This window comes from Pseudochrobactrum kiredjianiae (genome assembly GCF_030362795.1).
Classification (GTDB): Bacteria; Pseudomonadota; Alphaproteobacteria; order Rhizobiales; family Rhizobiaceae; genus Pseudochrobactrum; species Pseudochrobactrum kiredjianiae.
Genome location: NZ_JAUCBM010000001.1, coordinates 74,596 through 97,978 on the forward strand (window position 1 = coordinate 74,596; position 23,383 = coordinate 97,978).

A 23,383-nucleotide genomic window follows, 5' to 3' on the forward strand; every position below is an offset into this window, starting at 1 on the left:
TCGAAACCCGCTCTAATCATTTGTTTTAACGCGCATCTTTTCCGAAAACCGTTTCACGTTTTTCGGGATGCGCTCTAATTTGAAAGATTAATCCGGCGTGTAATGCCGATCGCATTTAAGAACACTTCATCATGACTGGTGATAAGCAAAGCTCCCTGATAGGCATTCAATGCTGTTTCTACGGATTGCAAGGCAACAATATCGAGATGGTTTGTCGGCTCATCGAGAATGAGCAGCTCGGGTGCATGAACACCGCCCAGAACACAAGCCAGCCCTGCACGCAGTTTCTCCCCGCCACTGAGCACACTGACTTTCTGTAAGGCAGCATCCGCCCGAAACATGAAACGTGCAAGCGCCGCGCGACAATCATTATCCGATGCCTTCGGGTGAATGCGCTTAAAATTATCCCTGATATTCAGCTCAGGATCGAGCAGGCTCACATGCTGATCCAGCATAGCGTGGCTGACATGCCATTGCACAGTGCCTTGCTGTGGTGTCAGCTTCCCTGCCAGCAGATGCAGCAAACTTGTTTTCCCCGAGCCATTGCGCCCGCATAAAGCAACGCGCTCCGGCCCTGTAATCTGCAAAGACAGGTTCTGAAATACCGGCCTGTCCGCGTGATAAGCGAGTGTCAGATTCTCTGCGGTCAGAACGGTTTTAGACGCAGGAAGGCTGACAGTCCCGAGATTGAAATTTTGCGGAACAAGCCGTTCAATTTTACTCTGCGCCTCACTCAGCGCCTGCTGGCCACTTTCTGCCTGCTTTTGTGCCAGTAGATTGTTCCGTCCGCCGGTTGCCTGCGCACGATCCGCCTTGGCATCCAGTAACAACTTGCTCTGTCCGGCACTAAAACGCGATTTTTTACCTGCAGAATCACTTTTTTCCTGACGCTCTTTAATCAGCCGCGCCTGTTTTTCAGCCTGCTTAATTGTTGTTTCTGCAACGGCCAGATCATGCTGGGCTGCCGCCAGTTCTTCAGCCTTGCGCGTTTCATAAAAATCCCAGTTACCGGCATAGGAGGAAACACCGATTGATGTCAGTTCCACAATCCGGTCCATCTCGCGCAATAATGCGCGGTCATGGCTGACCACCAGCGCCCCGCCACGCCAGTTTCGCAACAGCTGCAACACAGCATCACGCCCCTGCGCATCCAGATTATTAGTCGGCTCATCCAGCAGGATCAGATCAGGCTCCTGAAAAATCAGTGCAGCCAGTGCCGCGCGGGTCTTTTGTCCGCCGCTCAGTGTATGTAACGCTGTTTGCAGACTAAGATCAGACAGCCCCATTTTAGCCAGCGCATCATCCATGCGCGTTTCCAGCGTCCAATCCGCATCTGCCAGATCTTCGTCACTGCCTTCACCGGTCAGAATACGTGCTTGCGCTACCAGTTGTCGGGTAACACCAAACAAATCCGCGACAGTTTCATGGCTTTCATCGGCTATCTGATGCAGAAAACCGAGTTTGGCATGACTGGTCAATGAGCCGCTGGCCGGCGGTATTTCACCGGCGATAATACGCAGCAAAGTAGACTTACCTGTACCGTTACGCCCGATCAGACCGGTACGTTCACGCGACAGATGCAGAGAAAGATTTTGGAAAAGATTGCGCCCGTCAGGCGTTTGGGCAACAAGATTGTGAAGTGTGAACAGAGTTATCAAGAGCAGTATCCATTGAAACAACAAAAACATCAGTTAGGAAAAACTGTGCTGTCTGCTTCATTGGTCTGCACTCCTGAAATTACACTTCTGCCCAGCATCAATGGCCGGTAACACTCATTTAAACAAGCATTGTGGCCATTTCAAGCCACGATGCTCTTTATAGCATTTGCGAGCCAAAAGTGGGAACCGGTTTTGCGTCGGATAATGCGTAAAAACAAATAATTACAGTGGTTCCAACGCTTCAGTCTTAACTGGAACCGCTGTAAGTTTTAGTCGAGATCAAAACGGGCAATAACCGGCACGTGATCGGAAGGGCGCTCCCAGCCACGGGCATCCCGCAAAATCTGCAAATCCTTCATATGCGGCTCAAGATCTTTCGAACCCCAGATATGATCCAGACGGCGCCCGCGATCCGCAGCATTCCAGTCCTTGGCGCGGTAGCTCCACCAGGTATAGATTTTCTGATCGGCAGGGATCATCTGGCGCATCAGATCGCTCCAGCCACCTTTGACACGCAAATCTTCCAGCGTTTCGGTTTCAACAGGCGTGTGGCTGACGATCTTGAGCATCTGCTTATGCGACCAGACATCATTTTCCAGCGGCGCAATATTCAGATCACCCACGAGAATAGAAGACAAGCCATCACCGCGATCAGCCGTTACAGCCCGCATTTCCTCAAGAAAACTCAGCTTATGGGCAAATTTCGGATTGATCGAAACATCCGGCTCATCACCACCGGCAGGCACATAAAAATTATGAATACGGATGGATTTACCACCGGCCTGCACAACACTGCTCAAGTGACGGCAATCGCCCATATCGCAAAAACCGATCACTTCAGTGTTTTCCATCGGTCTGCGCGACAGCGTCGCTACGCCGTGATAACCCTTCTGGCCGCTGATCGCGATATGTTCATAACCGGCATCGCGCAGGGCTTGCAGCGGAAACTGATTATCAGGGCATTTGGTTTCCTGAAGACACAACACATCAGGGGCATATTTTTCAAGAAAATCAAGAACCAGCGGCAAACGAAGACGAACGGAGTTGATGTTCCAGGTGGCGACGGAAAAACTCATTAAACTGCTCAACGGCTGAAGGACAAAAGAAACAAGACGGTGCGGTTCACCAATGTGCGCTCACCATAAGCCGCTTATACAGGATGTGCAAATACCGGATAAATAAAAAATGCCGCGCCAATTACGGCACGGCATTGTCAAAGATAATCTTCACGATCAGCGGGTTTTGCGTTTCATCGCCATGCGCTGATAGTCAATCTTGAACATATTATCCGTGAACCTCACGCCCTTTTGCACGTTAAAAATCATCACGGTTGTATCCTGACGCTGAGCATCGGTGATTGTCCACTGTTTCAATTCCGCATTGGCCGGATCAAACATCAGCGCGATTGTGGCATCGGCAAAGACAGCTTTATCGCCCAGCACCATTGTCAGCGCATCAGGTTCATTTTTCAATCCGCGCAGACGGCCGCTCCCCAAATCGACATGGTCGCTTAACAGCAGTTTCAATGGGGTTTTAGACAGCGGATAAAGATCCCACGTATCCAGTTTCTTATTATTCACCACCACAGATTCACCGTCAGAAATCACGGTGATCGGGGATTTATCATAGTTGAAGCGAATTTTACCCGGACGCTCAATATAGAACTTTCCGCCCGTCTGATCGCCTTTAGGGCCAAACTGCACAAACTCACCGGTCATGGTTTTCACAGATGTAAACTGATTGGCAATAGCCTGCGCCTGCGCACCACTATTGGGCGACTGAGCCTGTGCCAGACCTGCAGGCAACAGAACAGCCAAAGCAACGGATGTAAGCGTGAGATATTTTGCGACCATAAAAGGCAATTTCAGTTTCATCAGAGAAATACGCTCCCGTATTCGTTATGACGGTTTTCACCGTGTTCTTTTATCTTTTATACCGGCAGTTTGACCTGACTATGGCAGAAAACATCAGTAATCATCGTCCTGTGTCGGCACAAGAATCTCACGTTTACCCGCATGATTGGCAGGACCAACAATGCCTTCTTCTTCCATGCGCTCGATAATGGAAGCAGCACGGTTATAGCCGATACCAAGACGACGCTGGATATAGCTGGTCGATGCCTTCTTATCACGCAGCACCACAGCAACCGCCTGATCATACGGATCATCAGAACTTTCCAGATTTGAAGTACCGGAAGGCGCAGAACCACCCTCGTCCTCATCATCTTCCATAACCGCATCCAGATATTCCGGCACACCCTGGCTTTTGAGATGCTGAACCACCTGTTCAACTTCATCATCACCGACAAATGGCCCGTGAACACGTTGTATGCGACCGCCACCGGCCATGAACAACATGTCACCCATACCCAACAATTGCTCTGCCCCCTGCTCGCCCAGCACCGTGCGGCTGTCGATTTTGGAAGTAACCTGAAACGAAATCCGTGTCGGGAAGTTGGCTTTAATCGTACCGGTAATCACGTCCACGCTTGGGCGCTGCGTCGCCATAATCACATGGATACCAGCGGCACGCGCCATCTGCGCCAGACGCTGTACTGCACCTTCAATGTCTTTACCCGCCACCATCATCAGATCGGCCATTTCGTCGATAATTACGACGATATAAGGCATTGGTGCCAGATCCAGCTCTTCGGTTTCATACACCGCCTCACCGGTATTACGGTCAAAGCCCGTCTGAACTGTACGGGAAATCTGCTCGCCTTTTTTCTCGGCCAGCGAAACGCGACTGTTGAAGCCGTCAATATTGCGCACGCCGACTTTCGACATTTTACGATAGCGGTCTTCCATTTCGCGCACCGCCCATTTCAGGGCAACAACGGCTTTTTTCGGATCGGTCACAACAGGTGTCAACAAATGCGGAATACCGTCATAGACAGAGAGCTCCAGCATTTTCGGATCAATCATAATCAGGCGGCATTCCTGCGGGGTCATACGATAGACCAGCGACAGGATCATCGTATTAATCGCCACAGATTTACCGGAACCGGTGGTACCGGCCACCAGCACGTGAGGCATCTTTGCCAGATCAGCAATCACGGGCTCGCCATTAATGGTTTTACCCAGCGCCAATGCCAGCTTGGTCTTGGTCTGCATGAAATCGCGGCTTGCCAGCATTTCACGCAAGAACACCATTTCACGCTTCGGATTTGGCAGTTCAATACCAATCGCATTGCGTCCAGGCACCACAGCCACGCGCGCAGAAATTGCGCTCATGGAGCGGGCAATATCATCAGCAAGACCAATCACACGGGAAGACTTGATCCCCGGAGCAGGTTCCAGCTCATACATAGTGACTACAGGGCCCGGTTTGACCTGAATAATCTCTCCGCGCACACCGAAATCTTCCAGCACACCTTCCAGCACGCGGGCATTCTGTTCCAGTGCTTCTTTCGACAGCGACGGATCCCGCGCCAACACTTTCGGCTCACTCAGATAATTGAGATCCGGCAGCATAAAGCGGCCACCATTATTCACCGGATGGCTTGGCGCACGCGCTGTTGGTGCCTTGCGTGCAGTCTGCATACGTGGAGCTTGCGCAGCAGCAGGCTGTTGCTGCACCGGCGCATCATCATAATCATCATCGTCAAAATGCGTATCATTAGCAGCATGGTTGGCAGGCTCAAAGCCCGGTTCGAAGCGCTCACCGACATTCTTACGTGAAACAGCAACATCACCGAACGGATCATCTTCATAGTCGCGCCTGCGCGATGGAGAGATTTTGCGCTTCAGCCCAAACATACGGCGCACCGATGCTTTAGCACTGAGCATCCAATGTGATGCGGCACCGATTGTGGAGGCAGAAAGACGCGCAAAGAAACCAATACGTCCGTCGCCCTGCTCATAATCATCAAAATCGTCAGCATCGTCTTCATAAGGATCATCTTCAACCTGTCGCGCTTTGGCACGAACAGGTTTGGTCAGGCTGCGTTCACGGCCGATCAGCCCGCTGGCAAAAGCGCAGAGCCACAAAGCCGGAACAGACAGAATAACCGCAATACCAAGCGCAATCACGCCGGTCGGGAAAGCTCCCAGAAATACCCCCGGCACTTTCAGCATCATATCGCCGAATACACCGCCAAGGCCGATTTGCATCGGCCAGCTTTCCGGCGGCTGGATACAACTGGCAATAGCCGCAAACAAAAGAGAGGCAAAAAACCATGCGGAAATACGGCGTGGCAAACGGTCAATACGACCGGTGGCTATCAGCAAAATGCCCCAAAAAACCAGTGGCAGCAGAACAACAACACTAGAAAGCCCATAAAACTGCATGGCCAGATCGGCGAAAACCGCACCCGGATAACCCGCAGCATTGGTCACTTCATTGGCAGTCGCATGGCTGAAACTCGGGTCAGCCACATTCCATGTTGCAAGTGCGGCAACAGCTCCCGCCACCAACGCCAACAGGAGCAAGCCTGAGAAAATATCGATCTGGCGGCGCAACAAAGCGCTGAGCCTCAATCGTTCTCCCCGAACTTCCTGCTCATCTGGCCCGTAGGACGGTGAATAGCCTTGCCGCATTAAACCTGCCTCAAATGTCTTCACCTCTTTTCCAAGCGAAAAACACGCTGAAAACAGGTAAATTTTATGAATCGCATCCGATCATACAATATTGGCAGTTAAGGCAACATTAACCATGGGCGCATCGCTATTCATGCCTCAGCTAGAGCGCCGCGTGCCATACTTGGTACACAAAGATCGCTCTAACACTTTTAAGACCCCTCATTGCTTGATAACCAAATTTTCTTTGTTAGAGCCCTGTCGTATTTAATCATACTGTTCAACTGCCCTGTACCAAATTGCTCAACCAATGTCGGCTGATCGGATAGCAGAGACACGCCTAATCCCGCACGTCTTTCCGGCAGATTAAACCCAAGCAATTCCAGTATTGTAGGGTAAGTATCAAAAGTTGCAGCCTGTTTATTTCTCACAGAAACATCAACACCAGAACCGATAAATGCAAGAAAATTCAAACGATTATGCTTCTTAAGCTGTGATGTGACCTCTGTTTGCATTACCAGATGATCACTCATGACCACGACCAGGGTATTATCTAACAAATTCGCTTTTTCGAGATCACTGATAAACTGCTTAATATGATGTCCCATACATTGCACAGAGAATAAAATGCTTTTATCACTGGCCGGAGCCAGATCAGATTTACAGCTTTGCGACGGATAACCTTTTGAACTATGACCACCAATCGTCAAAACTGTAAGCAAAAACGGCTTTTCATTTTCACGTAATTCATGCGCTTTTTCCAATGCCGCACCAAACAATGTGTCATCATACAAGCCCCATGAGTTTAAATAATCGCCCGCTTTTTCCCTATAAATCGGATAAGTAACTGATTTTTTATAGTTATGTTGCGACATAAATTTATCTGTGCCGGCAAAAGCCAGATCACCACCATAAACAAATTCATTATTATAGCCGTTTGCCGCCAGAACATCGCTTAGGCATGTCACTCCAGGCAGAAAATCTTTACGTTGCGCAAAATTATTTTCACTTAACAAGCCAATAGGCTGCAGGGAAGTACCGCATTGACTGGCGATTAATCCAGCAACAGTCCAGCCTGTATTCGTCACCTGCTCAACACCAACAATTTCCATTCCCTGACTGGCAACATCAATCATAGGTGCATAAACGGTCTTACCATTTTCCAAATATTGATAAGTTCTCTCTCCGCTTTCGGCATAGATCAGAATAACATTCTTAGGAGGAGCAGATAATGCAATATTCCGATCCACATCCTGAAACAGCGCAGGCATAACGGAGTGATATTGGGAATAATATAGCGACCCAATTAAATGGGTAGCAAAAGGCGTTACCAGAAAAATTGGAAGCGCCAACAAACGATCCGCGATCTCTATAACTCTGAACCTGTTGATCAGGTATACCAAAGAAACGCTCATCAATACAAAAAGCAGAAAATATCGCGAAGCCTCACGGAAAAGAGCTGCTTCTGTAGCTGCACCTTCGAGACCTGCCTCGAAGTGAAACATTAAAGCCCCAACATCTACATCACCGAATAATTTTTGATACCAAAAGCAAAAATAAACAACAAACAAAGGAAGTATAGAAAAAGCAAATTTATGCTTTTTCGTTACTGCGTTTTTTCCAAGAAAAATCAAAATACATATTAAAAAAACGGCACAAATTATACCAATATTGACCCATGCATAGCGAGGTAACTCGGTTATTTTTCTGGCTATGTCTCCCACCAAAAATGAAATTATCACGGCAAATATTATATCAACTATATTTATTTTGTTTTTCTTCATAATATTACCGTTAAATTTAAATTTTTTGTTTATTTAAATTTAAATTCAGTATTGTCAACAAAGTATCTCAAACAATAAACAATAAACAAGTAAAATGAGTTTAAAATTAATAAAGTCTAATTTATAAATTATCTTACTAAAAATAAAAAAACACGCCCGCAGGCGTGTTTTGTAATTTCATAGCTAAAAGCTTCAGGCTTAATCACGTATGCGGATCAGACCTTCCTGAGCTGTTGAAGCAATCAGCACACCATCTCGGGTGAAAATAGAACCGCGATTGAAGCCACGGGCACCGGTCGCCATCGGGCTGTCCTGACTATAAAGCAGCCAGTCATTCAGCTTGTTCGGGTGATGGAACCACATGGAATGATCCAGACTGGCAACCTGTATGCCCGGATCAAATACAACGCGACCATGCGCGTGCAGCGATGTATCCAGTAAAGTCATATCTGAAAGATAAGCCAGAATGGCGGATTGTAAGGCGCGGTCATTTGGCACTTCGCCACAGGCACGCACCCAGACATTCTGTTCCGGCGGGAGCGGGTCTCTGGTCAGATAGTGACTGAGCGAAACCGGCTTCATATCAATCGGCTGCTCGCGCTCCAGATATTTACGCACCACTTTCGGCGCCATTTCGAGATATTGCTCTTTCATATCCCTGATGCTGAGCAGCTTTTCCGGCATTGGTACATGCAGTGGCATCGGAATCTGATGTTCCAGCCCCGGCTCATCAATTTGGAAAGATGCAGAAAGCGTGAAAATTGCCTTGCCATGCTGCACAGCCACAACCTGACGGGTCGAGAAACTGGAACCATCACGCAGCCGTTCAACGCGATAAATAATCGGGATCGAAGGGTCGCCCGGCCGCATGAAATAACCATGCAGCGAATGGACAAAGCGCCCCTCCTCAACAGTACGTTGCGCCGCTACCAGCGCCTGACCGATCACCTGTCCGCCAAACACCCGCTGCCAGCCCACCTGCGGGCTGCGACCACGAAACAGATTATGCTCCAGCGGTTCCAGATCAAGGATCGACAATAATTCTTTCATCGCGTCAGACATAGAAAACTCATTTTCTGCAACAGATACACTATGGCTACAACCGGTTGACCGAAGGTGCAAGGGAATGCGGATAAAAACTGCGGCATTTCCGCTTGAGACAAACCAGCTTAAAGCCTATCTACATCTATATGATATAAAGCACGAACACGTTTAAAAGGAACTGACAGTCCTGCAAACCTGTTGTGCAGAGAAGGAAACCCTCATGGCCAAAACGTCCCGCAAATCATCGCCGGTTACTGCTGAAACACCTTCAGCGCCGGTCAAAACAGATGTTCTGATTGCCGGTGCGGGCTATGTGGGGATGACCACTGCGGTTGCTATTAAAACCGGCGCACCGCAGCTTGACGTTACCATCATTGATGCGGCTCCTGCCGGTCAGTGGAAAAAAGATCCGCGCGCTTCCGCCATTGCTGCTGCCGCAACCCGTATGCTCGGACAGCTTGGCTGCTGGCAGGCCATTAAAGCAGATGCGCAGCCGATCAACGATATGGTGATTACGGATTCGCGTGTTTCCGATCCGGTACGCCCTGTTTTTCTGACTTTTGCCGGTGAAGTTAATCCGGGTGAACCTTTCGCTCATATGGTTGAAAACAAGGTTCTGAATGCTTCGCTCCATGCCAAGGCTGCGGAGCTTGGCATACACGTTATTGAAGGCTGCGGCGTTGACGGTTTCACCACCGCGTCCAATGCTGTGACTGTAACCTTAGCAGATGGCCGTCTTCTTGAGACGCGCCTGTTGGTTGGAGCTGACGGCGTACGCTCCCGTATGCGCGATCAGGCCGGTATCAAAACAGTACATTGGAGCTATGGTCAGTCCGGGATTGTTTGTAATGTTTCTCATGAGCGCCCGCATGAAGGCCGCGCGATTGAGCATTTTCTGCCAGCCGGCCCCTTTGCGATTTTGCCACTGAAAGGCAATCGTTCATCCCTCGTCTGGGCAGAGCGCACTGAAGATGCGAACCGTCTGGTTGCACAGGATGATTTTGTCTTTGAAGCAGAACTGGAACAGCGCTTCGGTCATCACTTGGGTGAAATCCGTATTGAAGGTAACAAACGTGCCTTTCCGCTCGGTCTGACACTGGCACGTGAATTTGTAAAACCGCGTTTTGCACTGGTCGGTGATGCCGCACATGGTATTCACCCGATTGCCGGACAAGGCCTTAATCTCGGCTTCCGCGATGCGGCAACGCTTGCACAGGTGATTGTCGATACCGAGCGTCTTGGCCTTGATATCGGCTCCTTTGCCGCATTGGAACAGTACCAGACATGGCGCCGTTTCGACACCGTACAGATGGGTGTCAGCACCGATGTTCTGACCCGCCTGTTCTCCAATGATAGTCTGGCGCTTCGCACCGTGCGCGATATCGGTCTCGGTCTGGTTGATCGTCTGCCGGTGATGAAGAACTATTTCATCAAACAGGCTGCCGGTTTTGGCAAGGAAAACCCGCGCCTGTTACAGGGTGAAGCCATCTGAAAATTGGCATAGCAGACATAAATTCGGTTCATTCTCTGGATAAGCCATAAAAGGGGACTATCTCTTTTATGGACGTTAAACTCTCACCGAGGATAAGATAATGAACCGAACTGCCACAGCAATCTGGAACGGCGATCTGAAGACCGGTACAGGTAAATTATCTACGCAAAGCACTGCGCTCAATGATCTGGGCTACAGCTTTAAATCACGTACAGAAGATATTCACGGAAAAGCCGGCACCAACCCCGAAGAACTCATTGGTGCTGCACATGCCGGTTGCTTTGCCATGATGCTGTCATCGCTGCTGTCAACCAATGGCACACCACCAACAGAATTGCAGGCGACTGCAACCATCAGCACAGTGCCAAATGAAGGTGGTGGTTTTTCCATTGCCAAAAGCGATCTGACATTGCGTGCCCGCGTTGCCAATATTTCAGAGAGTGACTTCCAAAAACTGGCCAAACAGGCCAAGGAAAACTGTCCTGTATCCCGCGCCTTGAACGCACTGGAGATCAGCCTGACTGCCACACTGCTTTAAATACGATCAAAGATAAAAGCCGCAGGTTTAACCCGCGGCTTTGCTTTAGAGCGCATCCCGAAAAGTGGAAAATGGTTTTCGGAAAAGATGCGCGTTAAAACAAATGATTAGAGCGCCGATCTGATCCAATCAGATCGAAACGCGCTCTAAGCAGGCATATGGCACACAACCTCAATCATATGTCCGTCCGGGTCTTTGACCAAAGCGCTGAAATAATCCGCATGATAATTCGGGCGTAAAACCGGTGCGCTATGGTCAATACCACCTGCACTGAGTGCCGCCTGATAAAATCGTTCAACTTCACCGCGCGTCCCAGCCATAAACGCCAGATGCATATGACCTTTATAGGCAGAGCCTTTTTGTGAGCCTATCCAAAATTCCGGCTTACCGTGCCGACCATAGCCCTGCCAGTTACCAAATTCTGTGACCGCATCAATACCCAGCGGCGCCAAAGCAGCGGAATAAAACGCCCGCGCTTTATCTTTATTGGTGACCATAAATCCGATCTGATCAAGCATAACGGCCTCCGCCAAAGATTACACAGCTTATGCAAACACCAAATGCTGTAAGCGCGCAAGAGTTGCAGAATGAACTGTAAAATTTAAGCGCGCTTAATCAGGCAGATTTATGAAAGATCATAAAAAAGGCACCGCGAACGGTGCCTTTTCGATTTGTATATTGCTCGTCTCGATTACACGCGGCGCTCGACCATCATTTTCTTGATTTCGGCAATCGCCTTCGCAGGATTCAGGCCTTTAGGGCAGGTCTGCGCGCAGTTCATGATCGTATGGCAGCGATAAAGACGGAACGGATCTTCGAGATTGTCGAGACGTTCGCCTTTCGCTTCATCGCGGCTATCAATCAACCAGCGATAAGCCTGCAGCAGCACGGCTGGGCCGAGATAACGGTCGCCGTTCCACCAATAGCTTGGGCACGAGGTCGAGCAGCAGGCGCAGAGAATGCACTCATAAAGGCCGTCCAGTTTGGCGCGATCTTCATGGCTCTGCAGCCACTCTTTCTGCGGTTCAGGAGAAACCGTTTTCAGCCATGGCTCAATCGAGCGATGCTGCGCGTAGAAGTGGCTCAAATCAGGAACCAGATCCTTCACAACCGGCATATGCGGCAATGGATAGATCTTAACTGTGCCTTTGATGTCTTCCATGCCTTTGGTGCATGCAAGCGTATTCGAGCCATCAATATTCATTGCGCAGGAGCCGCAAATACCTTCACGGCAGGAGCGACGCAGCGTCAGGGTCGGGTCAATGTTGTTCTTGATGTACAGCAGTGCATCGAGAACCATCGGGCCGCAATCATCAAGATCGACATAAAATGTGTCGAGACGCGGGTTTTCACCATCATCCGGCGACCAGCGGTAAATCTTGAATTCACGCAGATTTGTTGCACCCGCAGGCTTGTCCCAGACTTTGCCGGGACGGATCTGCGAATTCTTGGGAAGTGCCAGTTCTACCATTGCTCTTTCCCTTGTCCTTAGTAAACGCGCGCTTTAGGCGCGATTTTTGCCAGACTGATACCACCGTCTTCTTCCTTGACCAGCGGGTCAAGATGAACAGGGCGGCTTCCAAGCGTAACCTTACCGTCTTCTGAGAGCCAGGACAGCGAATGCTTACGCCAGTTCACGTCATCACGATTCGGGAAATCCTCATGGGCATGGGCGCCACGGCTTTCCTTACGGGCTTCAGCGGCCACAACAGTGGTCATCGCATTCGCCATCAGGTTTTCCAGCTCCAGCGTTTCCATCAGATCGGAGTTCCAGATCAATGAACGATCGGTCACTTTGATATCCGGCATTTCTTTCCAGATTTCGGCCATACGTTCACAACCCTGCTTCAGGGATTCTGAGGTACGGAACACAGCAGCATCTTCCTGCATGGTGCGCTGCATCTTTTCACGCAACACGGCAGTCGGTGTGCCGCCGTCAGCAAAACGCAGACGGTCGAAACGTTCCATGATCTTGTCGCAAGCAGCGAGATTCAGATCAGGAATTTTTGCATCACGGTCAATCACTTCACCGGCGCGGATTGCAGCCGCACGGCCAAATACCACGAGATCGATCAGCGAGTTTGAACCGAGACGGTTTGCACCGTGAACGGACGCACAACCAGCTTCACCAACAGCCATCAGACCAGGCTGTACACGATCCGGATTTTCTTCGGTCGGGTTCAGCGCTTCACCCCAATAGTTGGTCGGCACGCCGCCCATATTGTAGTGAACAGTTGGCAGAACCGGAATAGGCTCTTTGGTCAGATCAACACCGGCGAAAATCTTGGCGCTTTCCGAAATACCCGGCAGACGCTCATGCAGAATTGCCGGATCAAGATGATCCAGATGCAGATAGATGTGATCTTTGTTCTTGCCAACGCCGCGGCCTTCACGGATCTCAATGGTCATGCAGCGGGACACAACGTCACGCGATGCCAGATCTTTTGCCGAAGGTGCATAACGCTCCATGAAGCGCTCGCCCTCAGAATTCACCAGATAGCCGCCTTCACCGCGTGCGCCTTCAGTAATCAGGCAGCCTGCACCGTAAATACCGGTCGGGTGGAACTGAACAAATTCCATATCCTGCAAAGGCAAGCCGGCACGTGCAACCATACCGCCACCGTCACCGGTACAGGTATGGGCAGAGGTTGCCGAGAAATATGAACGACCATAACCACCGGTCGCCAGAACCACCATTTTGGCAGTAAAGCGATGGATTGTACCATCATCCAGATTCCATGCCACAACGCCTGTGCAGACGCCGTCAGTCATGATCAGATCAAGCGCAAAATATTCAATGAAGAACTGCGCATTGTTCTTAAGCGACTGGCCGTAAAGTGTGTGCAAAATCGCGTGACCGGTACGGTCAGCAGCCGCGCAAGTGCGCTGAACTGGCGGACCATCACCGTAGTTCTGCATGTGACCGCCGAACGGACGCTGATAAATTTTGCCTTCTTCGGTACGCGAAAATGGCACGCCGTAATGTTCCAGCTCATAAACCGCCGCAGGCGCTTCACGGGCGAGATATTCCATAGCGTCAGTATCACCGAGCCAGTCAGACCCTTTAACAGTGTCATACATATGCCACTGCCAGCTGTCCGGACCCATATTGGAAAGCGAAGCCGCAATACCGCCCTGCGCTGCAACCGTATGGGAGCGCGTCGGGAAAACCTTGGTAATACAGGCTGTTTTAAAGCCCTGCTCTGCCATACCCAGTGTTGCACGCAAGCCTGCACCACCGGCACCGACAACCACAACATCAAATTTGTGATCGACAAAAGTATATTTGCTGCCGCTGGCAGCTTTGTCTTTACCGCTGCTATGAGCAGCTTTGTCTTTAGTTGTTGCCATTTGGCCTATCAACCTCCGAAGCTGAGCTTGAGGATTGCAAAAACACTCGCGCCACCAACAACAATCGCAAAGAAGGTGTTGAGCATAACGCAAACAATCTTCAGGCCTTCGCCATGAATATAATCTTCGATAATAACCTGCATGCCCAAGCGCATGTGATAAACACCGGTCAGAACAAACAGTGCCATAACAATCGCATTAAACGGATGGGCGATTGCAGCGCGGACTTCTGCATAATCTGCACCATTGAGGCAGATGAGCAAGCCGACAAAGTAAATCACCAGCGGCACCAGTGCGACTGCACTCATACGCTGGGTCCAGAAATGTCCGGTTCCTTCCTTGGCAGAACCAAGGCCGCGAACCTTACCCAGAGGGGTACGCATATCTTGCATAATGTCTGTCCTCTCAGCGCAGGCTGTAAGCAACAACCCAGATCAGGATTGTCGCAATTACGGAAAACACCACAGTTGCCCAAGCAATTTTGCTGGCTGTGTGTTTTTCAAGTCCTGCGCCCATATCCCAGATGAAATGACGGATACCGCCCGCCAGATGCTGCATCAGTGCCCATGTGTAGCCGAACAGCACAAGCTGTCCTACCCAGGAGCCGAACAGGCCATTGACGAAATTAAAGCAGTCTTCACTGACCGCTGCGGAAATCAGCCAAACGGCAAGTAATACAGTGCCGAAATAAAGAGCGCCGCCGGTAATACGGTGAATAATCGACGTCGTCATGGTAATTGCCGGTTTGTAAATCGACAAATGCGGTGACAGCGGGCGCTGGCTTTTGACTATTGGTCTTGTTGTCATAGCTATCCTGGTAAAAGTTACCGATAAACAGGCCACATTAAATAAGCCGGTACTCCGGCAAAATTCAGGATCTGTTCATGCCCAACAGAGTTTTCTTGTATGATGCTCCTACGAACATCATACAAGAAAACTCTGTCATAATAACATGCTGCACAAGTGCTGTAGCTGAATGCTCAGAACCGCGCAGTAGAGCGAATACGGCCAAGATCGTTTAAAGGACGACCATGTTAGGGCTTATCTACTGCGCTTTTGTCACCACGTCAAAGTCACAACCATGCGACCAGCCATGCAATTAGTCGCACCTGAGCAGAGAGATGACGTTTTAAACGGTTTTATACGGGCTATTTCCAGACATCTGTCTGAAAAATAAAATCCGGCGGCAGAGAAATTGTCCTGAATATGAACCGCCGGACAGCATATCCGCGTATTTATTGTAAATGCGGTGCGAAACGAATCACAAAACTACTCCAGTCAGCAGTCGTTGCCATTTGCTCATAGAGCTTGCGGCCATCTTCCGGCTGGCGCGGTGCATTGAGTGCCAGTTTGCTCCATGTACGCTCTTCGGCCTTGTCGGCCAGCACGTCGATCAGCGCTTTGGCGATGCCCTTTTTGCGATGGTCATGATGCACATAAATATGATCGACCTGCCCTGCACGCATACCGGAAACCGGCTCCGGCAGATCATAGAAAATCACAAAGCCGACCAGCACACCATCAATACGGGCACCAAGCAATTCGGCACTGCGATCCTGCAACAGTTTTTCCGCATAATATTCATCCGGCCGACGCGGCGCCCCGCGCTTCAGCGCCTGCGCATAGTCGGCCAGCAAAGGGGCAAGTTCACGGGCATCACGTAAGTGAAGCAGCGAAATATCAATAGCGTGATCCTGTGTCATGATAGTTTCCCCTTTGAGACTATAAAGCAGACTAACTGCTTCTTTTAAAAACACCAGAGCATGTCGCAGCTAAATGGACTCATTTAGCGTTCGCGAACATGCGACAATCAAAAAAATCTAGAGCGAGCTTAGTGGATACGATTAAACGCGACACGCTCTAGAGCATTTCACAGTCAAGTTGAATCAACTTGACGTCGTGATAATGCGACAACTAAAGAATCTAGAGCGAGCTGAGTGGGTACGATTAAACGCGACACGCTCTAGTCCAATCAGTGCTGTTTTAGCTGAAAAGAAAAACCCGCCCATTGATCTTACGCAATGGACGGGTTTTATTTTTTTAAAAGCTGAAAAGCTTAATGCCAGTCGCGGATATCAACAAAGTGCCCCGCCACAGCTGCGGCGGCGGCCATTGCAGGCGATACCAGATGGGTACGACCTTTAAAGCCCTGACGGCCTTCAAAGTTACGGTTTGAAGTAGATGCGCAACGCTCCCCCGGCGCCAATCGGTCATCATTCATTGCCAGACACATCGAGCAACCCGGCTCGCGCCAGTCAAAGCCTGCTTCGATGAAAATCTTGTCCAGACCTTCAGCTTCAGCCATTTCTTTGACAAGGCCGGAACCCGGCACGATCATCGCGCTGACAGTGGAGGCAACCTTTTTGCCTTCAACCATACGTGCGGCATCGCGCAAATCTTCAATACGGCCATTGGTGCAGGAGCCGATAAAGACGCGGTCAATCGTAATATCAGTGATCTTGGTACCAGGCTTCAGATCCATATATTCCAGCGCACGCCATTTCGATGAACGCTTGGTATCATCCTGAATATCATCAGGGTTAGGCACCACATCGGTCACAAAAACCACGTCTTCCGGTGAAGAACCCCATGTGACAACCGGTGAGATTTCAGCGGCATTTAGAGTCACAACCTTGTCGAAATGCGCACCTTCATCAGTGTTCAAGGTCTTCCAATACGTCATGGCCTGCTCAAGCTGCTCGCCCTTAGGCGCGCGCGGCTTGCCACGAATATAATCAAAAGTCGTCTGATCCGGTGCGATCAGACCAGCGCGTGCGCCACCTTCAATCGACATATTACAGACCGTCATACGGCCTTCCATGCTCAATGAGGTGATTGCATCACCGGCATATTCGATAACATAACCGGTACCGCCAGCGGTGCCGATTTTACCGATGATCGCCAGTGTAATGTCTTTGGCGGTCACGCCTGATGCCAGCTTACCATCCACACGCACCAGCATGTTTTTGGCTTTTTTCTGGATCAAGGTTTGGGTGGCCAGCACATGTTCCACTTCGGATGTGCCGATACCATGTGCTAACGAACCAAAAGCACCGTGGGTTGATGTGTGGCTGTCGCCGCAAACAATGGTCATGCCCGGCAGGGTAAAACCCTGTTCAGGACCGACAATATGGACAACGCCCTGACGCTTATCGCGCTCGGAATAATATTCAACGCCGAACTCGGCCGCATTTTTAGCCAGAGCTTCAACCTGAATGCGGCTTTCTTCGTTCTTGATGCCGTTGATACGATCCGCCGAGGTTGGCACGTTATGGTCAACAACAGCCAGTGTGCGTTCCGGATGACGCACTTTGCGGCCAGCCATGCGCAGACCTTCAAAAGCCTGAGGGCTGGTCACTTCATGCACAAGATGGCGATCAATATAAAGCAGGCAGGTACCGTCATCCTGCTGATCTACCAGATGATCGTCCCAGATCTTGTCATAGAGTGTACGCGGCGCGCTCATGGGTCTTGTTATCCTTTGCAAGCGTTCTGCAGCCTTAGCCTCCCGGCAATCATAGCACTACAGAACCGATATGATTATGGTTCATATGCACCTGCCACGCGATTTCGTCAAGAAATGACAAGCGTAACAGGGTGTCGCAGCAAGATTATTACCAAAGCGGCATTTAATCTTTGCAAAAAGAAAAGGGCGGCCATTGAGGCCGCCCTTATCAATTGAAATTCAAAAAATCGTAACTGGCAGAAATTATTCTGCAGCTGCAGCCTTAGCAGCAGCATCACGCTCAGCAGCGCGCTTGTCTGCTTCACGTTCAGCTTTCGAACGATTGTCTTTTTTCTCAACGATACGGGCAGCCTTACCTGTAAGACCACGAAGGTAGTAAAGTTTCGCACGACGTACTTTACCGCGACGAACAACTTCAACGCCTTCAACCAGCGGAGAATAAACAGGGAATACGCGCTCTACACCTTCGCCGTAAGAAATCTTACGAACGGTGAAGCTTTCCTGCAGGCCTGCGCCTGAACGGGCAATGCAAACGCCTTCGTAAGCCTGTACACGTGTACGTGTGCCTTCAGTTACGCGTACGAGAACGCGAACAGTGTCACCGGCGTCGAAAACAGGCAGAACGCGCTTTTCAGAAATTTTTGCAATCTGTTCAGCTTCAAGCTGCTTAATAATGTTCATAGTTTTATTCCTTCTGATTCTTCTCGAACAGTCAGAGCGCTATCACTTGCAAAACAGTCTTTGCCGTCATGCTATGCCGTAAAGGCAGGAGCGGTTTCACTACTCATTGATTTCAGGTCAACGAAAATTGGATTTCAGGAAATCCCGAAATGTGAGGCGGCAATACACCATTACCGCCTGTGAATCAACTCACCTCTGCAAGAAGTTCTGATTCAATTGAGCCCTATGCGCCCCAGATGCGTATCGTGAAACGCTGAGGCATATTTCAGTCCGTAGCCCAGCATCCGGTCGAATGCGATATGCCCTGCCCAGATCAGCACATAAGGCCACAGCCAGTTCTGCCCTGACAAATGCATCAACAGACCGAGCGCGGCAACGCCCAGAAAGCTATGACCTGCATTATAGACCAGCGCACCGGCGCGATTGCCAAACGCATAGCCAGCCATTGTCAGGTCAGGCACCAGAAACAACAACACAAACCACCACCAGCTCGCACCGCTTTGCCCATAAAGCCACAAAACAAGCAGAAAAACAGCCGCATATTCCGCGCGTCTCAGAATCTGCATCATTTGCTCCTGTTCTGATAAGCCTCCCACAGATCGGGGCGGCGTTCACGGGTAATGCGCTTTGCTTCTTCCAGCCGCCACTGATCGACAGCTTTATGATTACCGGACGTCAACACAGTCGGAATAGAGCGGCCTTCCCATTCCTGCGGGCGGGTATAATGCGGATGCTCAAGCAGGCCGGTTTCAAAACTCTCGGTTTCACCGGATTCATGATTGCCCATTACCCCCGGAATTAAGCGAACAATAGCATCAAGCAGCACAATTGCGCCGGTTTCACCGCCAGAGAGAATATAATCTCCGACCGAGACTTCCATCAGATTGCGCGCTTCAATAACCCGTTCGTCCACGCCCTCAAAGCGCCCGCAGAGAATCACTGCGCCCTCGCCTTGCGCCAGTTCGCGCACCAGATCCTGTGTCAGCGGCCTCCCACGCGGGCTCATCAGAATACGCGGGCGGTTGTCCTGCTCTAAACTGTCGAGCGCTCTGGCCACAACATCCGGCTTCATTACCATACCGGCACTGCCGCCAGCCGGTGTATCATCAACCATCCGGTGTTTATCGGGCGCAAAATCTCTGATCTGCACAGTTTCGAGCTGCCATTTATCATCGCGCAAAGCGCGCCCTGCAAGTGCAGTACCCAGCGGCCCCGGAAACATTTCAGGATAAAGGGTCAGAACAGAAGCTTTGAAACTCATTATCGCGCCCATCCGTCATCATCTGTTTCAAGCGCATCACCAGCATCGCCTTCATCATCGCCCGTTTCGTCAGAGGATGTTGAACCATCATCAACTAGACCGGCTGCCAGCGGATCAATCAGGATAGCGCCTTCTGCCATCAGGATTTCAGGCACAGAAACCAAGGTGAACGGGATCAAAACCGGCTTTTTGCCGCTTTCTTTAATTTCCAAAACGTCACCGCCGCCGAAATTAAATACGGCTGAGACTTTGCCGTAAATCGTGCCTTCACGGTCACGCACGGTCAAACCAATCAGATCAGTATAATAAAATTCGTCTTCGTCGAGATCCTGCGGCAGTTGCGCATGATCCACATAAAGCTCTTTACCGTTCAGCGCTTCCGCCGCATTGCGGTCCTCCACACCGGCAAAGCGCACAACCACAACCGTTTTGCTCGGGCGGATCGTCAGGATTTCATAGCTTTTGCCGGATGCATCATAGAGCAGACCATAGGAGCCCAGATCCAGCGGATCGCCGGTATAGGTTTTAACACGCACTTCCCCTTTGATGCCATGGGCAGCACCAATAACGGCGAGCTGAACCGGATTATCAAGATTTGCAACCTTCACAGGGCTGCCTTTTTTCTGAGAAGACATGAAAAACCTTAAACTGTGGACGGCAACGGTTCCGTAACCTGACCATGAGAAACTCTATTTTTATTAAGATAACCGGATTATAGATTCAATCCATGCAAACAGCCAAAACAGAAACATCTAAAGCGGAATTTCTGATTATCGCCGCGCCGGACCTTAATCAGGCACGCCAGGACTGGCTCGGAAGTTTAGCCAACAGCCGCAGACTGGCAGCACATACGCTGAATGCTTATGAGCGCGACAGCCGACAGTTCCTGCACTTTATGACAAGTCATCTAGGCACACCACCCGCATTAAAAGACGTGTCGGAGCTACGCGTTTCAGACTTGCGCTCCTATCTGGCATCGCGCCGTAATGATGGTGCGGGTGCGCGGACTCTCGGGCGCGGTCTGGCCGGTGTACGCTCATTGCTGCGTTATCTTGAAAAGCAGGGACTGGCGAATGCAGCCGGTGCCAGCGCGATCCGCGCGCCGCGCCAGCCAAAATCACTGCCAAAACCATTGACGGCAGACGCAGCTTTGCGGGTTGTGGACACACAGCAGCAACTGGCCGAGGAGCCGTGGATTGCTGCACGCAATGCCGCCGTTCTCACCTTGCTTTATGGTTGCGGTTTACGCATTTCTGAAGCGCTTGGCCTGACACCGGATGCGATAGCCGATACCACTGCCCGCTCTCTGACAATTCAGGGTAAAGGCGGCAAGAGCCGTCTTGTACCGCTGCTGCCTGCCGTGCATCAGGCGATTGCTGAATATCGACGCCTCTGCCCGTTCCTTTTAAGTGATGGTGTCCCCCTGTTTCGCGGCGCGAAAGGCGGCGCACTTCATGCAGGGATTATTCAGCGGGAAATGCAGAAAATGCGCTCGGCACTCAACCTGCCGGAAACCGCAACACCTCATGCTTTGCGACACTCTTTTGCCACCCATCTGCTGGCACGTGGCGGTGATCTGCGCACGATTCAGGAACTGCTCGGCCATGCCAGCCTTTCCACCACACAGGTCTATACCGGCGTGGATACAGACCGCTTGCTGGAGATCTACGATAAAGCGCATCCCCGGGCGCGGCCCTCAAGCGCGTAATCGTCAATAGCGGCAGAAAATCACTGATCTTTCTTGACAAGCTTGTGATCAGCAGCGATTGACTTGATCTAAGTGTTTCAAACGGAAGCACCGTCATGAGAAGAAGACGATGCCGCACCAAAATAACAAAGCTGACCAGTCACACCTGCGCAGCCAAGCCGACGAAATCAAAGCCCTGCTGAACCAGCGTCCAGTGGTGCTGGTCGGGCTTATGGGAGCAGGAAAATCCACCATCGGCAAAAAAATGGCCGCAATGCTGGAATTGCCGTTTTACGATCTTGATACGGAAATCGAAAATGTTTCCCGTATGAGCGTTACAGAATTGTTTTCCTCTTACGGCGAGCCGGAATTCCGCGATCTTGAGCGCCGCGTTATGCAGCGTCTGCTGGAAGGCGGATCAATGATCCTTGCCACCGGCGGCGGCGCTTTCATGAATGAACAGACCCGCGAGAATATTGCTGAAGCCGGTATCTCCCTGTGGCTCAATGCCGAGCTTGATGTATTGATGGAGCGCGTACTGCGCCGTCACGACCGCCCGCTCCTGAAAAACGACGATCCCCGCGCAGTCATGCAGAAACTGATGACCGAGCGTTATCCGGTTTATGCCACCGCCGATCTGAGCATCATGTCGCGTGATGAAAAACGTGAAGTGATCGCACAGGAGGTCATTAATTTGCTGCTCAATCACTTACGCAAGACAGAACCCAACCAGGACTGAACACGAGTATCTCCCATGACATCAGCAAGACACATCGCAACCGAAACCGTTCATGTATCTCTGGGAGACCGCTCTTATGACATTCTGATCGGCAGCGGTCTGCTTGCCCGCGCCGGTGAGGAAATCGCCATGCGCCTGCCGGGCATCCGTGCAGCCGTCGTTACTGATGAAAATCTTGCACAACTGCATCTGCCATCCTTGCTCAAAGCTTTGGAAGCAGCGGGTATTACCGCGACACCGGTTGTGGTGGCGGCCGGTGAAAAATCCAAAGGCTTTGCTACGCTTGAAACTGTGACCAATGAGATTCTCAAAGCGCGTTTAGAGCGCGGCGATGCCGTGATTGCCTTGGGTGGCGGTGTAATCGGTGATCTCGCCGGTTTCGTTGCCGGTATTGTGCGCCGTGGCATGAATTTCATTCAAATTCCGACCTCGCTGCTGGCACAGGTTGATTCGTCCGTTGGCGGCAAAACCGGCATTAATACCGGATATGGCAAAAATCTTGTCGGCGTTTTCAACCAGCCGCAACTGGTGCTGGCCGATACCGATATTCTCGACACCCTGAGCAAACGTGAATTTGCAGCCGGTTATGCGGAAGTTGCCAAATATGGCCTGATCGATCAGCCGGAATTCTTTGAATGGCTGGAAAACAACTGGCAGGACGTCTTTGCAGGCGGTACTGCGCGCCAACAGGCCATTGCCACATCCTGCCGCGCCAAAGCAGCCGTTGTTGCCCGCGATGAGCGTGAAACCGGCGACCGCGCCTTGCTCAATCTCGGCCATACATTCGGCCATGCGCTGGAAACAGCGACCAATTATGATTCTTCACGCCTCGTGCATGGTGAAGCCGTTGCCATCGGTATGGTACTGGCGCACCAGTTCTCTGCACGTCTCGGCCTGATTTCAGAAGATACTGCTGCACGGGTTGAAGCGCATTTGAAAGCCGCCGGCTTGCCGGTTTCCATGAAAGAGATTGCCGGTCTGCCATCAGCAGACGTGCTGATGTCTTATATCGCGCAGGATAAGAAAGTCTCACGCGGTTCACTGACGTTCATCCTGACCCGCGGGCTCGGCCAGTCCTTCATCGCTAAAGACGTCAGTGCGGCAGATGTACAGGCTTTCCTACAGGAAAAACTGGTGTGAAAGGACGTCCGGCAGAAACAATGTA

General features: G+C 50.8%; 22 protein-coding genes. 5 read left to right on the forward strand and 17 right to left on the reverse strand.

Annotated features, from left to right (window positions below):
• Positions 1–74: 74 nt before the first annotated feature.
• The 6 genes from QUF18_RS00395 to tesB form a co-directional block, all read right to left on the reverse strand.
• Positions 75–1,658 (reverse strand): ABC-F family ATP-binding cassette domain-containing protein, encoded by a 1,584-nt coding sequence (locus QUF18_RS00395; RefSeq protein WP_289384274.1) that lies wholly within the window; start codon positions 1,656–1,658, stop codon positions 75–77.
• 269 nt (positions 1,659–1,927) lie between these two features.
• Entirely contained in the window at positions 1,928–2,734 is an 807-nt protein-coding gene (locus QUF18_RS00400) for an exodeoxyribonuclease III (RefSeq protein WP_289384275.1), read from the reverse strand.
• 156 nt (positions 2,735–2,890) lie between these two features.
• On the reverse strand, positions 2,891–3,532 hold the full coding sequence (locus QUF18_RS00405) for an outer membrane lipoprotein carrier protein LolA (protein ID WP_353074471.1): 642 nt from the start codon (positions 3,530–3,532) through the stop codon (positions 2,891–2,893).
• 93 nt (positions 3,533–3,625) lie between these two features.
• A complete protein-coding gene (locus QUF18_RS00410) occupies positions 3,626–6,196 on the reverse strand; it encodes an FtsK/SpoIIIE family DNA translocase (protein WP_289386062.1) in 2,571 nt (856 codons plus the stop codon).
• Between the two features lie 191 nt (positions 6,197–6,387).
• On the reverse strand, positions 6,388–7,959 hold the full coding sequence (locus QUF18_RS00415) for a sulfatase-like hydrolase/transferase (RefSeq protein WP_289384276.1): 1,572 nt from the start codon (positions 7,957–7,959) through the stop codon (positions 6,388–6,390).
• A gap of 198 nt (positions 7,960–8,157) precedes the next feature.
• Positions 8,158–9,021: an acyl-CoA thioesterase II gene (gene tesB, locus QUF18_RS00420; RefSeq protein ID WP_289384277.1), complete on the reverse strand. Its 864-nt coding sequence runs from the start codon at positions 9,019–9,021 to the stop codon at positions 8,158–8,160.
• A gap of 202 nt (positions 9,022–9,223) precedes the next feature.
• Between tesB and QUF18_RS00425 the strand changes: the two genes are divergently transcribed.
• Together QUF18_RS00425 and QUF18_RS00430 are read left to right on the forward strand one after the other, a co-directional pair.
• Positions 9,224–10,495, forward strand: coding sequence for a ubiquinone biosynthesis hydroxylase (locus QUF18_RS00425; RefSeq protein WP_289384278.1), 1,272 nt, complete (start codon positions 9,224–9,226; stop codon positions 10,493–10,495).
• A gap of 100 nt (positions 10,496–10,595) precedes the next feature.
• Positions 10,596–11,033 (forward strand): OsmC family protein, encoded by a 438-nt coding sequence (locus tag QUF18_RS00430; RefSeq protein ID WP_289384279.1) that lies wholly within the window; start codon positions 10,596–10,598, stop codon positions 11,031–11,033.
• Between the two features lie 146 nt (positions 11,034–11,179).
• On the opposite strand, the gene QUF18_RS00435 is transcribed toward QUF18_RS00430, so the two are convergent.
• The 11 genes from QUF18_RS00435 to rimM form a co-directional block, all read right to left on the reverse strand.
• Complete coding sequence (locus tag QUF18_RS00435; protein WP_289384280.1) at positions 11,180–11,551, reverse strand: VOC family protein; 372 nt, start codon at positions 11,549–11,551, stop codon at positions 11,180–11,182.
• 173 nt (positions 11,552–11,724) lie between these two features.
• Entirely contained in the window at positions 11,725–12,504 is a 780-nt protein-coding gene (locus QUF18_RS00440; protein WP_289384281.1) for a succinate dehydrogenase iron-sulfur subunit, read from the reverse strand.
• Positions 12,505–12,521: 17 nt separating this feature from the next.
• Positions 12,522–14,384: a succinate dehydrogenase flavoprotein subunit gene (gene sdhA, locus QUF18_RS00445; RefSeq protein WP_289384282.1), complete on the reverse strand. Its 1,863-nt coding sequence runs from the start codon at positions 14,382–14,384 to the stop codon at positions 12,522–12,524.
• A gap of 8 nt (positions 14,385–14,392) precedes the next feature.
• Complete coding sequence (sdhD, locus tag QUF18_RS00450; RefSeq protein ID WP_289384283.1) at positions 14,393–14,776, reverse strand: succinate dehydrogenase, hydrophobic membrane anchor protein; 384 nt, start codon at positions 14,774–14,776, stop codon at positions 14,393–14,395.
• A gap of 13 nt (positions 14,777–14,789) precedes the next feature.
• The gene (sdhC, locus tag QUF18_RS00455; protein WP_289384284.1) at positions 14,790–15,191 is read right to left on the reverse strand and encodes a succinate dehydrogenase, cytochrome b556 subunit; all 402 of its coding nucleotides are present in this window, start codon (positions 15,189–15,191) and stop codon (positions 14,790–14,792) included.
• A 428-nt stretch (positions 15,192–15,619) separates the two neighbouring features.
• The gene (locus QUF18_RS00460; protein ID WP_121992195.1) at positions 15,620–16,087 is read right to left on the reverse strand and encodes a GNAT family N-acetyltransferase; all 468 of its coding nucleotides are present in this window, start codon (positions 16,085–16,087) and stop codon (positions 15,620–15,622) included.
• Positions 16,088–16,440: 353 nt separating this feature from the next.
• On the reverse strand, positions 16,441–17,850 hold the full coding sequence (gene leuC, locus QUF18_RS00465; RefSeq protein ID WP_289384285.1) for a 3-isopropylmalate dehydratase large subunit: 1,410 nt from the start codon (positions 17,848–17,850) through the stop codon (positions 16,441–16,443).
• Between the two features lie 243 nt (positions 17,851–18,093).
• Entirely contained in the window at positions 18,094–18,531 is a 438-nt protein-coding gene (gene rplS, locus QUF18_RS00470; RefSeq protein ID WP_289384286.1) for a 50S ribosomal protein L19, read from the reverse strand.
• 212 nt (positions 18,532–18,743) lie between these two features.
• Positions 18,744–19,100, reverse strand: coding sequence for a DUF4260 domain-containing protein (locus tag QUF18_RS00475; protein ID WP_289384287.1), 357 nt, complete (start codon positions 19,098–19,100; stop codon positions 18,744–18,746).
• Complete coding sequence (trmD, locus tag QUF18_RS00480; protein ID WP_289384288.1) at positions 19,097–19,792, reverse strand: tRNA (guanosine(37)-N1)-methyltransferase TrmD; 696 nt, start codon at positions 19,790–19,792, stop codon at positions 19,097–19,099. Before trmD ends, QUF18_RS00475 begins: the two co-directional genes overlap by 4 nt.
• The gene (gene rimM / locus QUF18_RS00485) at positions 19,792–20,427 is read right to left on the reverse strand and encodes a ribosome maturation factor RimM (protein ID WP_289384289.1); all 636 of its coding nucleotides are present in this window, start codon (positions 20,425–20,427) and stop codon (positions 19,792–19,794) included. Before rimM ends, trmD begins: the two co-directional genes overlap by 1 nt.
• A 92-nt stretch (positions 20,428–20,519) precedes the next feature.
• Here rimM and QUF18_RS00490 point away from each other — a divergent pair, with 92 nt between their 5' ends.
• The 3 genes from QUF18_RS00490 to aroB all read left to right on the forward strand — a co-directional run bounded on the left by QUF18_RS00490 (position 20,520) and on the right by aroB (position 23,358).
• Positions 20,520–21,500 (forward strand): tyrosine recombinase XerC, encoded by a 981-nt coding sequence (locus QUF18_RS00490; protein WP_289384290.1) that lies wholly within the window; start codon positions 20,520–20,522, stop codon positions 21,498–21,500.
• Between the two features lie 109 nt (positions 21,501–21,609).
• Positions 21,610–22,218: a shikimate kinase gene (locus QUF18_RS00495; protein ID WP_289384291.1), complete on the forward strand. Its 609-nt coding sequence runs from the start codon at positions 21,610–21,612 to the stop codon at positions 22,216–22,218.
• 15 nt (positions 22,219–22,233) lie between these two features.
• Positions 22,234–23,358, forward strand: coding sequence for a 3-dehydroquinate synthase (gene aroB, locus QUF18_RS00500; RefSeq protein ID WP_289384292.1), 1,125 nt, complete (start codon positions 22,234–22,236; stop codon positions 23,356–23,358).
• Positions 23,359–23,383 lie beyond the last annotated feature (25 nt).

Excerpts from the sequence above, each read along its gene's own strand:
- aroB (WP_289384292.1), top strand. The coding sequence starts at position 22,234 with ATGACATCAGCAAGACACATCGCAACCGAAACCGTTCATGTATCTCTG.
- trmD (WP_289384288.1), bottom strand. The coding sequence starts at position 19,792 with ATGAGTTTCAAAGCTTCTGTTCTGACCCTTTATCCTGAAATGTTTCCG.
- QUF18_RS00410 (WP_289386062.1), bottom strand. The coding sequence starts at position 6,196 with ATGCGGCAAGGCTATTCACCGTCCTACGGGCCAGATGAGCAGGAAGTT.
- sdhD (WP_289384283.1), bottom strand. The coding sequence starts at position 14,776 with ATGCAAGATATGCGTACCCCTCTGGGTAAGGTTCGCGGCCTTGGTTCT.
- rimM (WP_289384289.1), bottom strand. The coding sequence starts at position 20,427 with ATGTCTTCTCAGAAAAAAGGCAGCCCTGTGAAGGTTGCAAATCTTGAT.
- QUF18_RS00435 (WP_289384280.1), bottom strand. The coding sequence starts at position 11,551 with ATGCTTGATCAGATCGGATTTATGGTCACCAATAAAGATAAAGCGCGG.
- QUF18_RS00475 (WP_289384287.1), bottom strand. The coding sequence starts at position 19,100 with ATGATGCAGATTCTGAGACGCGCGGAATATGCGGCTGTTTTTCTGCTT.
- leuC (WP_289384285.1), bottom strand. The coding sequence starts at position 17,850 with ATGAGCGCGCCGCGTACACTCTATGACAAGATCTGGGACGATCATCTG.
- tesB (WP_289384277.1), bottom strand. The coding sequence starts at position 9,021 with ATGTCTGACGCGATGAAAGAATTATTGTCGATCCTTGATCTGGAACCG.
- QUF18_RS00460 (WP_121992195.1), bottom strand. The coding sequence starts at position 16,087 with ATGACACAGGATCACGCTATTGATATTTCGCTGCTTCACTTACGTGAT.
- QUF18_RS00400 (WP_289384275.1), bottom strand. The coding sequence starts at position 2,734 with ATGAGTTTTTCCGTCGCCACCTGGAACATCAACTCCGTTCGTCTTCGT.
- sdhC (WP_289384284.1), bottom strand. The coding sequence starts at position 15,191 with ATGACAACAAGACCAATAGTCAAAAGCCAGCGCCCGCTGTCACCGCAT.
- sdhA (WP_289384282.1), bottom strand. The coding sequence starts at position 14,384 with ATGGCAACAACTAAAGACAAAGCTGCTCATAGCAGCGGTAAAGACAAA.
- QUF18_RS00425 (WP_289384278.1), top strand. The coding sequence starts at position 9,224 with ATGGCCAAAACGTCCCGCAAATCATCGCCGGTTACTGCTGAAACACCT.
- QUF18_RS00495 (WP_289384291.1), top strand. The coding sequence starts at position 21,610 with ATGCCGCACCAAAATAACAAAGCTGACCAGTCACACCTGCGCAGCCAA.
- QUF18_RS00490 (WP_289384290.1), top strand. The coding sequence starts at position 20,520 with ATGCAAACAGCCAAAACAGAAACATCTAAAGCGGAATTTCTGATTATC.
- QUF18_RS00430 (WP_289384279.1), top strand. The coding sequence starts at position 10,596 with ATGAACCGAACTGCCACAGCAATCTGGAACGGCGATCTGAAGACCGGT.
- QUF18_RS00415 (WP_289384276.1), bottom strand. The coding sequence starts at position 7,959 with ATGAAGAAAAACAAAATAAATATAGTTGATATAATATTTGCCGTGATA.
- rplS (WP_289384286.1), bottom strand. The coding sequence starts at position 18,531 with ATGAACATTATTAAGCAGCTTGAAGCTGAACAGATTGCAAAAATTTCT.
- QUF18_RS00440 (WP_289384281.1), bottom strand. The coding sequence starts at position 12,504 with ATGGTAGAACTGGCACTTCCCAAGAATTCGCAGATCCGTCCCGGCAAA.
- QUF18_RS00405 (WP_353074471.1), bottom strand. The coding sequence starts at position 3,532 with ATGAAACTGAAATTGCCTTTTATGGTCGCAAAATATCTCACGCTTACA.